We start from the raw sequence: 13,023 nt of genomic DNA on the forward strand, positions 1-13,023 counted from the left end.
ATGCTCGGCGCGTGATCACCCCAGCACTGGAGATTCGCGGCTTGGTGAAGACCTTCGGGACGCATCGCGCGGTGAACGACATCGACCTGACGGTCCACCGCGGCACGTTCCACGGCATCGTCGGCCCCAACGGTGCGGGCAAGTCCACCACCATCGGGATGGCCGTCGGACTCGTCACCCCGGACGCCGGTGAGATCCGGATCCTCGGGCACGACGCGCTGCGCGACCGTGGTCTGACCCGCGCGCTGACCGGGGTGCTGCCCGACGGTCTTGACTTCCCGGAACGCCTCACCGGTGCCGAACTGCTGCGCTACAGCGCCGGCCTGCGGGGGCTGAACCGGGTCGCGGCCACCGAACGCGCCGCCGAGCTGATCGAGGTGCTCGGCCTGGCCAAGGGCGCCGGCACACCGCTTGCCGACTGCTCCACCGGCACCCGCAAGAAGCTCGGCCTCGCCCAGGCGCTGCTGCACGCGCCCCGGCTGCTCGTGCTCGACGAACCGTTCGAGGCGGTCGACCCGGTCTCCGCGGCCACCATCCGCCGGGTACTGCGCCGGTTCGTGGCCGGCGGCGGCACCTGTGTGCTGTCCACCCACTCGATGTTGCTCGTCGAGCAGATGTGCGACGAGGTCACCGTGATCCACCAGGGCCGGGTCGCCGCCGCCGGGTCGGTCGCCGAGGTCGCCGCCGGCAGCAGCCTGGAGGAACGGTTCGTCGAGTTGGTCGGTGCCGACGCCGCCGGCAGCGCCGGCCTGGACTGGCTTACCGAGGCACGATGAGCACCCGACCTGACGCCGCGCTGGCCGGCACCCTGCACACGATCGCGGTTCCGGCCCGGATGCGCGCGGCCATGCTGCGCCGCTCGCTGCGCGAGCACCCGGGACCCACGGTGGCCGGCCTGGCCGGTCTGCTCGCGGCCGGCTGGCTGATCCGGTACGCGCTGCGCGGTGACCAGCACACCCTCGCCCTGCTCGTCGGGGCGTGGGTGCTCGGCTGGATCGTGCTGCCGCTACTGCTCGGCGGCGGGCGCGGCCGGGTCCGCCCGGCCCACCTGCGGTTGGAGCCGATCGGCGGCCTCCCGGCCGCGACCGGTCTGCTCGCCGCGTCGGCGGTCGGGATCGGCCCGGCCGTCTCGCTTGTGGCGCTCGCCGCGCTGCCGGTGCACGCCGCTCGGCACGGCGCCGGCGCGGTCCTCGTCGCCGCCGTCGGCGCGGTGCTGCTCTGGCTGCTCGGGCTGATCGGCTCGGCCATCGCCCTGGAACTCGTCGGCCACGCCGGAGGTCCGGCCGGAGCACTGCTCACCGGCATCCTCACCGGCACGGCGATGGGGGTGGCCGGGTCGCTCTGGGCGGTCTTCCCCTGGGTGTCGATCCTGCTCATCGGGGCGCCCGACGAGGTCGTCCGGGCCATGCGGTACGTGCCGAGCGCCTGGCCGGTCTCCGCCGCGTCCGGACCGACCGGGAACGGCGTACGCCTGCTGGCGACCCTGGTGGGCATCGTGGCGCTCTGCGCCGCCGCGTACCTCATGCTGGTGCGAAGGGTGATCACCACGGGCATGCCGTTCCGGCCGCGCGCGACCACCGCGCTCCCGGTCGGAAGGGGCGGCGGCGACCAGCCGGACGCGCGGCGCGCAAGCAGTGCGGCGTCACCGGCCGGCGACAGGCGCGAGCCGGGCCGCCGGCGGGCGTGGGTGCCGGCCCCGACGCGAGCGGTCGCGGGACGGGAGCTGCGGGCCTGGGCGCGGCATCCGCTGCGGTTGCAGTACCTGGCGTTCGCTGTGGTCTACGGCGCACTGCTCGCCGGGCTGCCGCTGCTGTCCGACGTCGACCTGCTGGTGCCCTGGGCCGGGTCGTTCGCCGTGCTCGGCGCGGCGGCGATGTCGGCCGGGCTGGTCGGACTGGACGGCACCGCGCTGTGGCTGCCGCTCACCACGCCGGGCGGCGAACGGGCCGAGGTGCGGGGGCGGGCCCTGGCCTGGCTGGTGCTTGTCACCCCGATCGGGGTGCTGCTCGCCGTCGTCGGGGTCCTCGTCGCGCCCGACGTCGATCCGCTGGCCGCGCTCGCCACCCTGCCGGCACTGCTCGGCGCGGGCGCGTCGGTGCCGGTGTGGGTGTCGTTGCTGCGGGTACGACCGGCAGCCGACCCACGGCACCCCACCTCGGCCGACAACCCCACCGACATCGTCAGCGTGCTGGTCGCCACCGGGGCGGGGCTGGTGGCCGCCGCGCCGGTGCTCGCGCTGGTGATCTGGGGTCCGCCGGAGGTGGCGCCGCTGCTGCCACCGGTCGGGCTGCTCAGCGGCATCGCGGCCTGGTGGGGTGGCATCTGGTTGGCCGACGAACGACTCGCCCGGCGCGCGACAGACGTGCTCGCCGCGGCCGGCCAGCGGAGCAAGCCCGCGGAGACGGTGCTCCCGCTGAGGTGGGACGCCGACTGGTACCGGGAGAACAAGGCGACCGCGTGGGCACTCGGACTGCTCACCGTGGGATGGATCCCGGTGATCCCCCAGGGGGTCATGCCATTGGCGTTCGGGATCGACAGCGGGTGGATCGTGGCCGGTCACCTGAGCGGGAGCGCACACACGGCGGTGGCGTTGGCCATGGTCGGGCTGGGCGTCGCGATGCTGCTCGCCGGCCTGGTGCTGTGGGACCGCCGACCACAGCAGGCCGGCCCTGCCCAACCCGCTCCCGGACAGCACAAGTAGACGGCCGACCGCGGAGAGCCGCGTCTCCGCGGAGGCGTTACAGCATCGCCAGTGGAGCCAGGGGTGTGCCGTCGACGCCGTCGAGCTTCATCAGCTCGGACACGCCAGATCCCTCTCTGGTCAGGGGCATCTCGAAGCGCCACGACTCGTACGTCAGCTGCGGTTGGAGTTGGCTGGCCAGGTCGCCCTTGCCCTGGCACCGCTTACGCAGGCGCTCGTATGCGGCGTCGCGGTCCTCGAACGTGACCGACTTCGCCGTCGGCAGTGCCCGGACGGCCTTCTCCACGGCGGCTCGTTGCTCGCCGGTCGCCGACGGTTTCAGCCGGACGATGACCCCGATCCGGGATGGCAGCGGCTCGACATCCGCGATCCTGAGCACCACGTCGTCCACGCCGTCAACCTCAGCCAGCACCAGTTCGATCGCCTCGGCGATCGAGGCGTCGGTGACGGTGGCGCGGAAGAGCTCGGGCATGTGTTCCGGCTTGAGCGACGCCAACAGGTCGGGCCGGTCCTGCAGATCCGCCTTCTGCCGCTCGTAGGTCTGCTCGCGGGACTCGAAGGACACCTCGGTGACGCTTGGCATCGAGGTGAGCCGCTGCCGCACGGTGTCCTTCTGGGCCACCGTCACGTCGTTGTCGAGGAAGACGGCCACGGCGACCGCCGCGGTCTCCTCGGGCTTCGAGGTGCAGGCGGAGAGGGCCAGGAGGGCTGCGAGGGCCAGTGCCGGTGCGGTGCGACGCATGATCGGAGATCGTAGCCACCGTTCCCGGCCTTCGCGGCCCGTGCCGGAGTCGTCAGGCCCAGCCGACCATCGCCATCCCACCTGCCTCTCCCGGCCCGCACGATCACGCCGGGGGAGGCATGACTGTTGGTGATCCCGCTGCGACCGGACCGGCACCTCATCTAACGTCAGAGTGTTCATATTTGGCGTGCTAGGTCGGAAAGGTGCGGCAATGGGGGTGCGTAGCTGGATCGAGGGCTGGCCGGTCTACCGCCAGCTCACCGGCACCGACCCGTTGGGCCGGGGCGCGGCGGCGAAGTCCGACGGATCCCGCGCGCTCACCGCCCGCACCGACACCGCCGACAGCGTGGCCCGGTCCGTCTGCCCGTACTGCGCCGTCGGCTGTGGTCAGCGGGTGTACGTCAAGGATGGCCAGGTCAGTCAGATCGAGGGTGACCCGGACAGCCCGATCTCGCGGGGTCGGCTCTGCCCGAAGGGTTCGGCGAGCAAGAGTCTGGTGACCAGCCCGCTGCGGCAGACGACGGTCCGCTACCGCCGGCCGTACGGCACCGAGTGGGAGGACCTCGACCTCGACACGGCGCTGCACATGATCGCCGATCGGGTCCTGGCCGCCCGCGACGAGACCTGGGAGGACGTCGACGCCGATGGCCGACCGCTCAACCGGACGCTGGGCATCTCCAGCCTCGGTGGGGCGACGCTTGACAACGAGGAGAACTACCTCATCAAGAAGTTGTTCACCGCGATGGGGGCGCTCCAGATCGAGAACCAGGCCCGTATTTGACACTCCTCCACCGTCCCCGGTCTGGGGACCAGCTTCGGTCGTGGCGGCGCCACCCAGTACCAGCAGGACCTGTCGAACTCCGACGTCATCGTCATCCAGGGCTCGAACATGGCCGAGGCACATCCGGTGGGTTTCCAGTGGGTGATGGAGGCCAAGCGTCGGGGTGCGAAAGTGTTCCACGTCGACCCCCGGTTCACCCGCACCAGCGCGCTGGCTGACTCGTACCTGCCGATCCGGGCGGGCACGGACATCGCGCTGCTCGGTGGTGTGGTGCACTACATCCTCGACAACGAGCTGGACTTCCGGGAGTACGTCGTCGCCTACACCAACGCCGCGACGATCGTGACCGAGGAGTACGCCGACACCGAGGACATGCACGGCCTCTTCTCCGGCTTCAACGACGACAACGCCACCTACGACCAGGCCAGTTGGCGGTACGAGGGCCACTCGCAGGACCAGACGACCCGCGACAGCGAGACGCAGCGGGAGACCGCGGCCGGGCTGGAGAACGAGTCGCACGGCGCGCCGGTCGGCGGCGAGACCGAGCGGGACGAGACGTTGCAGCACCCGCGCTGCGTCTACCAGATCCTCAAGCGGCACTTCTCCCGCTACACCCCCGAGATGGTGGAACGGGTCTGCGGCATCCCGCAGGAGAAGTTCCTCGAACTGGCCCAGGCATGGACGGAGAACTCCGGCCGGGAGCGGACCGGCATGCTCGTCTACTCGGTGGGCTGGACGCAGCACAGCGTCGGTGTGCAGTACATCCGTACCGGCGCGATCATCCAACTGCTGCTCGGCAACATGGGTCGCCCGGGTGGCGGTGTGATGGCCCTGCGCGGCCACGCCAGCATCCAGGGCTCCACCGACATCCCGACGCTGTTCAACCTGCTGCCCGGCTACCTGCCGATGCCGCACCACGCCGAACACCCGACCCTCGACAAGTGGGTGGACAGCATTGCGCACCCCGGGCAGAAGGGCTTCTGGGGCAATGCCCGCACCTACGGCGTCAACCTGCTCAAGGCGTACTGGGGTGACGCCGCCACCGCCGACAACGACTACTGCTACGGGTACATGCCGCGGATGACCGGTGACCACGGCACCTACCAGCAGGTGCTCGACATGATCGACGGAAAGGTCAAGGGGTACTTCCTGCTCGGGCAGAACCCGGCTGTCGGCTCGGCGCACGGCCGCGCGCAGCGCCTCGGCATGGCAAACCTCGACTGGCTCGTGGTCCGGGACCTGTTCGAGATCGAGAGCGCCACGTTCTGGAAGAACGCGCCGGAGATCGAGACCGGCGAGATCGTGCCGGAGAAGTGCCGGACCGAGGTGTTCTTCCTGCCCGCCGCCTCGCACGTGGAGAAGGAGGGCACCTTCACCCAGACGCAGCGGCTGTTGCAGTGGCGGGAGAAGGCCGTCGAGCCACCGGGCGACGCCCGCTCCGAGCTGTGGTTCTTCTACCACCTCGGGCGCATCATCCGGAAACGGCTGGCGACGTCGACGAAGCCCCGCGACCGCGCGTTGCTCGACCTCACCTGGGACTACCCCACGCACGGCCCGAACGTCGAGCCGAGCGCCGAGGCGGTGCTGCGCGAGATCAACGGGTACGACGTGGCCACCGGCCGGCCGCTGGCGTCGTTCACCGAGATGAAGGACGACGGCTCGACCCTCGGCGGGTGCTGGATCTACACCGGGGTGTACGCCGACGGCGTCAACCAGGCGGCCCGCCGCAAACCCGGCTCGGAGCAGTCCCTGGTGGCGCCCGAGTGGGGGTGGGCGTGGCCGGCGAACCGGCGCATCCTCTACAACCGTGCCTCCGCCGACCCGGACGGCAACCCGTGGAGCGAGCGCAAGAAGTACGTCTGGTGGGACCCGGACAAGAGTGAGTGGACCGGCTACGACGTGCCGGACTTCGAGAAGACCAAGCCGCCGTCCTACCGGCCGGAGCGCGACGCCTCGGGCGTGGCGGGAATCGCCGGCGACGACCCGTTCATCCTTCAGGGCGACGGCAAGGGCTGGCTGTACGCGCCGACCGGCGTGCTGGACGGGCCGATGCCCACCCACTACGAACCTGTCGAGTCGCCGGTACGCAACCCGCTCTACCGGCAGCAGGCCAACCCGACCCGCAAGGTGTACACACACCCGATCAACACGTTGAACCCGAGCCCGCCGCAGGAGCACAGCCAGGTCTTCCCGTACGTGTTCACGGTCAGCCGACTCACCGAGCACCACACCGCCGGTGGGATGAGCCGGACCGTGTCACACCTGGCCGAGTTGCAGCCCGAGATGTTCGTCGAGGTGTCACCTGAGCTGGCGGCCCTGCGAGGGTTGACTCACCTGGGTTGGGCCCACCTGGTCACCAGCCGCGCGGCAGTCGAGGCGAGGGTGCTGGTGACCGACCGGGTGACGCCGCTGCGAGTCGATGGCCGGATCATCCACCAGGTCTGGCTGCCGTACCACTTCGGCTTCGAGGGCCTGGTGACCGGTGATTCGGCAAACGACCTGTTCGGCATCACCCTCGACCCCAACGTCCTGATTCAGGAGAGCAAGGTCGGCACGTGCGACGTCCGGCCCGGACGACGCCCCAGAGGACCGGACCTGTTGGACCTCGTCGTCGACTACCGGCGGCGGTCGGGGAACCTCGTCCACCGCTACCCACCGATGGTCACTACCGACGTCGCCGACAGCAGCAGCGACCAGGAGGCCTGACCGATGCCCCACGCCAACGCCCTGTACGGGCCGCTGGACCCCGCACCGGACGCCGGTTACGAGGACCCGCCGCCGAGGATGGGGTTCTTCACCGACACCAGCGTCTGCATCGGCTGTAAAGCGTGCGAGGTGGCCTGCAAGGAGTGGAACGGCGTCCCGGAGAGCGGGCTCGACCTGCTCGGCATGTCGTACGACAACACCGGCGCGTTGACCGCCAACTCGTGGCGGCACGTCGCGTTCGTCGAGCAGCCCCGCTCGGCCGGCTGGGCGACTCCGGCGTTCGAGGGGGATCCGGACGGGCCGGCGATCAGCCCGCTGACGGCGGCGGCCGGTGCGCGTACCAGCACCGACACCGGCACGGACCCCGGCCTGCCCCCCGGCTCGCCCGGCGCGGCGGCCCGCATGTCGAGCGGCCCGGAGTTTCTGGGGATGCCTGGTGCGCAGCCGCCGGGGAGGGGTTCGGGCGCGGAGGGACGGACGGATTTCCGCTGGTTGATGATGTCGGACGTGTGCAAGCACTGCACCCACGCGGCCTGCCTGGATGTCTGTCCCACAGGTTCGCTGTTCCGGACGGAGTTCGGCACGGTGGTGGTCCAGGAGGACATCTGCAACGGCTGCGGTTACTGCATCTCCGCCTGCCCGTACGGAGTCATCGATCAGCGCAAGGATGATGGTCGGGCGTGGAAGTGCACGCTGTGCTACGACCGGCTCGGGGTGGGGATGACGCCCGCGTGTGCGAAGGCGTGTCCGACCGAGTCGATCCAGTACGGCGTCCTTGACGAGTTGCGCGAGCGGGCCGCCGCGCGGGTGGCGAAGCTGCACGAGCGGGGAGTGCCGGAGGCACGGCTGTACGGGCACGACCCGAACGACGGCGTCGGTGGCGACGGTGCGTTCTTCCTGCTGCTGGACGAGCCGGAGGTGTACGGGCTGCCACCGGACCCGATAGTGACCACCCGCGACCTGCCGGCCATGTGGAAACGCGCCGGCCTGGCGGCGGTGACGATGGCGGTCGCCACGGCTGTCGCGTTCCTGGGCAGGCGGCAATGACCGACGAGAAGCCCCGCGGACGACGCGGCGACGGCGGTGAGCGGCTCACTGTGCCGCCGGCCGAGTTCGCCTCCTACTACGGCCGACCGGTCTTGAAGCCGCCGGTGTGGAAGTACGACATCGCCGGTTACCTGTTCACCGGAGGCCTCGCCGCCGGAAGTGCGCTGATCGGCGCGGGCGCCCAACTGACCGGACGACCCGAACTGCGCACCGTGGGCCGCTGGACGGCCCTCGGCGGTGTCGCCGCCAGCACGTACCTGCTGGTCCACGACCTCGGCCGGCCGGCCCGTTTCCATCACATGCTCCGGGTGGCCAAGGTGACCTCGCCGATGTCGGTCGGCACCTGGATCCTCGCCGCGTTCGGGCCACTTGCCGGCGTGGCGGCTGTCGCCGAGCTCGCGCCGCTGCTCCCGCAGCACGGTGTGCTCGGCCTCGCCCGCCGGATCGCACCGCCGATCGGCAACCTCGCCGGTCTCGGCGCCGCGGCCACCGCGCCGGCGCTGGCGACGTACACCGGGGTGCTGCTCGCCGACACGGCAGTGCCGTCCTGGCACGACGCCTACCCGTCGCTGCCGTTCGTCTTCGCCGGCAGCGCGCTCGCCGCCGCGTCCGGGGTCGGACTGATCGCGGCACCGGCAGCGCAGGCCGCCCCACTGCGACGACTCGCCCTGGCCGCCGCGGCCGTCGAGTTCGGCGGAGGGCACCAGCTGGAGCGGCAGGGCCTCACCAGCGAGCCCTACACGCGCGGGCGCAGCGGCCGGCTGGTCAAGGCGGGACGCGTCCTGCTCGCCGTGGGCACCGTCACCGCGCTGCTCAGCCGCCGCAGCCGGGTCCTGTCGGCGATCTCCGGCGCCGCCCTGGTGGCATCGTCGGTCGCCACCCGGTTCGGCGTCTTCGAGGCGGGCCGGGCCTCGGCACGAGATCCGAAGTACACGGTCGTGCCACAACGGGAACGGCTCAGCCGGTAAACAGCTTCGCGGCGGTGATGGCGGTCTGGATGATGCCGTACCCGAGCAGCACCGCGACCAGCAGCCACGACACCCAGAGCCGCCCGACCTGACTACCGACGTGCGGCGGCGCGGGCGGCTGGCTGTCGCGCCCGAGAGCGACCGGCTCGGTGACTGTAGCCTTCGCCACCGGCGAGGTCGGCCCCCGGTTCGGTTCGTGGAACCGCTCGGGCACGGAACGCACCAGCAGGTTCGCGATGAACCCGATGGCGAGGATGCCGACCATGGTGAACAGCGCGGGCCGGTACGACGCCGCGGTGAGGGTGCCGGGCTTGCCCTGCGTGTCGAGGATCCCGTTGACGATGAGCGGGCCGGCGACACCCGCCGCCGACCAGGCGGTCAGGATCCGGCCGTGGATGGCCCCGACCTGGAAGGTGCCGAACAGGTCACGCAGGTAGGCGGGCATGGTGGCGAAACCACCGCCGTAGAAGGAGATGATCGCGGCGGCGATCAGCACGAAGACCGCTGTCGCGGAGTGGCCGGCCACGGCGAGCAGCACGTACAGCACCATGCCGACGCCGAGGTAGACCATGTAGATGGGCTTGCGGCCGATGAGGTCGGACGTTGTGGACCAGACGAACCGCCCGGCCATGTTGAACAGCGACAGCACTCCCACGAAACCGGCCGCCGCCGACACCGAGACAGCGGTGGCGGTCCCGTTGTCCCGGAAGAAGTCCTGGATCATCGGGCTTGCCTGCTCCAGGATGCCGATGCCCGCTGTGACGTTGCAGAACAACACGATCCACAGCAACCAGAACGACCGGGTACGCACGGCGTTCGACGCCGACACGCTTGCCGTCGTCACGAGAGGTTTGGCGGCGACGGTCGCGGGGTCGAACCCGGCTGGCCGCCAGTCCGGTGCCGGAACCCGGACGTTGAACGGGCCGAACATCATGATCACGAAGTAGCCGATGCCGAACGTGACGAAGAGCGCCACGAGGGCGCTGCCCGACGCCACGGCGGCCGGGTTGTCGGGGTTGTAGCCGGAGTCGTAGAGGGAGAGCAGTTGGCGCGCGAGCGGGCCGGCGACCAGGGCGCCGCCGCCGAAACCCATGATGGCCAGGCCGGTGGCGAGGCCGGGACGGTCCGGGAACCACTTGATCAGTGTGGAGACGGGCGAGATGTAGCCGATGCCGAGCCCGATGCCGCCGATGACGCCGTACCCGAGGTAGAGCAGCCACAGCTGCTGGGTCGCGATGCCGAGCGCGCCGACCAGGAACCCGACGGCCCAGAAGCACGCCGAGACGAACATCGCCCGGCGCGGTCCGTTCTTCTCCACCCACCGGCCACCCACCGCGGCGGACGAACCCAGCATGACGATGGCGATGCTGAAGATCGCCCCGATCGCCGTCTGGCTGGTGTCGAAGTGCGCGATGAGGGAGTTCTTGTAGACACTCGTCGCGTAGACCTGGCCGATGCAGACGTGCACCGCCAGTGCCGCGGTCGGGATGAGCCAGCGGCTGTATCCCGGGGGAGCGACAGTGTGCCGGGGATCGAAGACCGACAGCATGGGCATCGTCCACACCTCCTGCGGCTGAGTGGGCCGCGACGTTGCCGAGCTGTCCGACCCGGCAGTTGGCCGAGGGGCGCCGCCGCAGTGGCGGCCCGGCGCACGTCTGGCGTCAGCCGATTACCGGCTCTACCTCACGTTACGTGGCGGCTGATTCACACCATGTCATTACCGGAAAACGCGGAACGGGGGCGGGCCAACCGGCTCGCCCCCGTCCCGCTGGCGTACGACTCAGTGCATCGCGGCCTTTGCCGCCGCCTCCTCCTGTACGCGTCGTTCGTCCCCACTGAGGGTGTGCAGCGGCTTCTCCTTGATGAACAGCACGACGATCAGCGCGAGCAGCGCGATCGGCGCGCCGACCAGGAAGAGATCCGCGGTGGCGATGCCGTACACGTCCTGCACGATGCGCAGCACCGGCTCGGGCAGCGTGGACAGGTCGGGCACCTCGGCGGAGCCACCTCCGGCGGTCGCCGCCGGGCCGAGACGTTCGGTCGTCAGCGAGGTCACCCGACTCGCCAGGACCGCGCCGAGTGCGCTGACTCCGATCGCGCCGCCCATGCTGCGGAAGAACGTCAGGACGGACGTGGTGGCACCGAGTTCGTTTGCCGGCACGTCGTTCTGGGCGGCCAGTACGAGGTTCTGCATGAGCATGCCGACACCGATGCCCAGCACGGCCATGTAGATCGACAGCACGAGGACGCTGGTCCTGGCGTCGATGGTGCCCAGTAGCAGCATTCCGACGCTCATCACCGCGGCGCCGGCCACCAGGTAGGCCTTCCACCGCCCGTACTTCGTGATGAGCTGCCCGGCCACCGTCGACGAGACGAGCAGACCGAAGATCATCGGAAGGCTCATCAGGCCCGCGACGGTGGGCGACTTGCCCAGCGAGATCTGGAAGTACTGGGACAGGAAGACGGTGCCGCCGAACATCGCGACACCGACCAGCACGCTGGCGATGGTGGCCAGCGAGACAGTGCGGTTACGGAAGATCGTCAGCGGGACGATCGGCTCCGCCGCCCGTGACTCGACGACCACGGCAAGCGCCAGCAGAACCAGACCGCCGATGACCATCAGGGCCGTCCAGCCGGATGCCCAGTCGAACTTGTTGCCGGCCAGGGACGACCAGATCAGCAGCGTGGAGACGCCCGAGGTGATGAGCAGCGCACCCAGCCAGTCGATCGTCGCCTTGCGGCGAACGACAGGCAGGTGCAGGGTGCGCTGGAGCAGGGCGATGGAAATGATGCTGAACGGGACGCCGATCAGGAAGCACCACCGCCAGCCCAACCACGACGTGTCGACGAGCAGGCCACCGATCAGCGGACCGGCGATGGTGCCCACACCGAAGACCGCGCCGAAGATGCCGGCGTAGCGACCCAGCTCACGGGGTGGGATCATCGCCGCCATGACGATCGTGGCCAGGGCCGTCATGCCGCCGGCGCCGATGCCCTGTACGACACGGCTGAGCAGCAGCACCTCGACGTTCGGCGTGAAGCCCGCGATGAGCGAACCCACAACGAACAGCCCCAGCGACAGCTGGATCAGCAGCTTCTTGCTGTACAGGTCGGCCATCTTGCCCCACAGCGGCACCGTCGCCGTCATGGCGAGCAGTTCACTGGTGACGATCCAGGTGTAGACGGTCTGGCTGCCGTTCAGATCCGCGATGATCCGCGGCAGCGCGTTCGCCACCACCGTGGAGGCGAGGATGGACACGAACATGCCGACCATCAGGCCGGAAAGTGCCTGGAGAACCTCCCGACGCGACATGCGCGTACCGACCTCGGCGGTGTCGGCGGGCGGGATGGTGGTGGTCATTGACGCTCCCTTGTCGGGTTTGTGGCGGAGTGGCTGGCCCTGAGGCTGTTGCGGCGGGGCGGGGACGTGCGGGTCAGGAGAGGGCTGGCGGATCCGGCAGGCCGGCGGCGATCGCGGCGAACGCCTCGTCGACGAAGTCGCGCAGGGGCCGGGCGTCGTCGCTGGCGGCCCAGCGCAGCATCGCGGTGCGGAAGGCGGCACCGGCAACAGCGACGACAAGCGGCGGGTGGCCGTGGTCGAGGCCGACGCCGAGGCGGGTCGCGACGACCGCGACCATGGCCTGCTCGGTAGCGCTGTTGCCGGCCACCAGCCGGGGCAGCAGCGCGGGGTTCTGGGCGATGACCGCCAGTCGCAGCCGCCACAACTCCCGGTCGGCCTGGATCGTGTCGATCGCCTCGTCGAGGGCGATCCGGATGGCCTGCAACGCCGACACCTGCGCGGGGGCGGCCGCCAGACGCGCCACGGCCGGGTTGCCGTCGAGCGCCGGATCGTCGGTGAGAGCCTCGTCCTTGCAGGTGAAGTAGTTGAAGAAGGTCCGCGAGGACACGTCCGCGGCCTCGCTGATCTCCTCCACCGTCACGTGGTCCAGGCCGCGTTCGGCGACCAACCGCAGCGCGGCGGCGGTCAGTGCGGCCCGCGTCTGCGCCTTCTTGCGGTCGCGACGCCCGGGCGCGGCGTGGTCGGTGTCGGTCACGCGAGCGAGGCTAGGAGCGAACT

At 70.5% G+C, this 13,023-nt stretch carries 9 protein-coding genes; 5 read left to right on the top strand and 4 right to left on the bottom strand.

All coding sequences use genetic code 11. The features are described from left to right. Positions 1 to 11 precede the first annotated feature (11 nt). Together AB0B86_RS00255 and AB0B86_RS00260 are read left to right on the top strand one after the other, a co-directional pair. Positions 12 to 776 (top strand): ABC transporter ATP-binding protein, encoded by a 765-nt coding sequence (locus AB0B86_RS00255; protein WP_357414675.1) that lies wholly within the window; start codon positions 12 to 14, stop codon positions 774 to 776. Continuing rightward, positions 773 to 2,701 carry a hypothetical protein gene (locus AB0B86_RS00260; RefSeq protein WP_357414677.1) on the top strand — a complete coding sequence of 643 codons (1,929 nt, stop codon included), beginning with the start codon at positions 773 to 775 and terminating at the stop codon, positions 2,699 to 2,701. The genes AB0B86_RS00255 and AB0B86_RS00260 overlap by 4 nt, the downstream gene beginning before the upstream one ends. Before the next feature lie 37 nt (positions 2,702 to 2,738). On the opposite strand, the gene AB0B86_RS00265 is transcribed toward AB0B86_RS00260, so the two are convergent. Beyond that, positions 2,739 to 3,443: a permease-like cell division protein FtsX gene (locus AB0B86_RS00265; RefSeq protein ID WP_357405384.1), complete on the bottom strand. Its 705-nt coding sequence runs from the start codon at positions 3,441 to 3,443 to the stop codon at positions 2,739 to 2,741. A 211-nt stretch (positions 3,444 to 3,654) separates the two neighbouring features. Between AB0B86_RS00265 and fdh the strand changes: the two genes are divergently transcribed. The 3 genes from fdh to nrfD are packed head-to-tail and all read left to right on the top strand — an operon-like array spanning position 3,655 to position 8,945. Further along, entirely contained in the window at positions 3,655 to 6,930 is a 3,276-nt protein-coding gene (gene fdh / locus AB0B86_RS00270; protein ID WP_357414679.1) for a formate dehydrogenase, read from the top strand. Positions 6,931 to 6,933: 3 nt separating this feature from the next. Continuing rightward, positions 6,934 to 7,977, top strand: a complete 1,044-nt coding sequence (locus tag AB0B86_RS00275; protein WP_357414681.1) for a 4Fe-4S dicluster domain-containing protein — start codon at positions 6,934 to 6,936, stop codon at positions 7,975 to 7,977. Continuing rightward, a complete protein-coding gene (gene nrfD, locus AB0B86_RS00280; RefSeq protein WP_357410204.1) occupies positions 7,974 to 8,945 on the top strand; it encodes an NrfD/PsrC family molybdoenzyme membrane anchor subunit in 972 nt (323 codons plus the stop codon). The genes AB0B86_RS00275 and nrfD overlap by 4 nt, the downstream gene beginning before the upstream one ends. Here the strand turns inward: nrfD and AB0B86_RS00285 are convergent. The 3 genes from AB0B86_RS00285 to AB0B86_RS00295 form a co-directional block, all read right to left on the bottom strand. Beyond that, positions 8,935 to 10,494 carry an OFA family MFS transporter gene (locus tag AB0B86_RS00285; protein ID WP_357410354.1) on the bottom strand — a complete coding sequence of 520 codons (1,560 nt, stop codon included), beginning with the start codon at positions 10,492 to 10,494 and terminating at the stop codon, positions 8,935 to 8,937. The two genes, nrfD and AB0B86_RS00285, sit on opposite strands and share 11 nt — an antisense overlap. Before the next feature lie 231 nt (positions 10,495 to 10,725). Then, positions 10,726 to 12,306 carry an MDR family MFS transporter gene (locus AB0B86_RS00290; RefSeq protein ID WP_357410206.1) on the bottom strand — a complete coding sequence of 527 codons (1,581 nt, stop codon included), beginning with the start codon at positions 12,304 to 12,306 and terminating at the stop codon, positions 10,726 to 10,728. Positions 12,307 to 12,379: 73 nt separating this feature from the next. Next, the gene (locus AB0B86_RS00295; RefSeq protein ID WP_357414683.1) at positions 12,380 to 13,000 is read right to left on the bottom strand and encodes a TetR family transcriptional regulator; all 621 of its coding nucleotides are present in this window, start codon (positions 12,998 to 13,000) and stop codon (positions 12,380 to 12,382) included. Positions 13,001 to 13,023 lie beyond the last annotated feature (23 nt).

Origin of the sequence: Micromonospora sp. NPDC049047, assembly GCF_040649135.1 — a bacterium.
Taxonomy (GTDB): domain Bacteria; phylum Actinomycetota; class Actinomycetes; order Mycobacteriales; family Micromonosporaceae; genus Micromonospora.

Bases quoted from the DNA above. Each gene is read 5' to 3' on its own strand.
- AB0B86_RS00275 (WP_357414681.1), top strand. From the start codon at position 6,934: ATGCCCCACGCCAACGCCCTGTACGGGCCGCTGGACCCCGCACCGGAC.
- AB0B86_RS00260 (WP_357414677.1), top strand. From the start codon at position 773: ATGAGCACCCGACCTGACGCCGCGCTGGCCGGCACCCTGCACACGATC.
- AB0B86_RS00265 (WP_357405384.1), bottom strand. From the start codon at position 3,443: ATGCGTCGCACCGCACCGGCACTGGCCCTCGCAGCCCTCCTGGCCCTC.
- nrfD (WP_357410204.1), top strand. From the start codon at position 7,974: ATGACCGACGAGAAGCCCCGCGGACGACGCGGCGACGGCGGTGAGCGG.
- AB0B86_RS00290 (WP_357410206.1), bottom strand. From the start codon at position 12,306: ATGACCACCACCATCCCGCCCGCCGACACCGCCGAGGTCGGTACGCGC.
- AB0B86_RS00285 (WP_357410354.1), bottom strand. From the start codon at position 10,494: ATGCTGTCGGTCTTCGATCCCCGGCACACTGTCGCTCCCCCGGGATAC.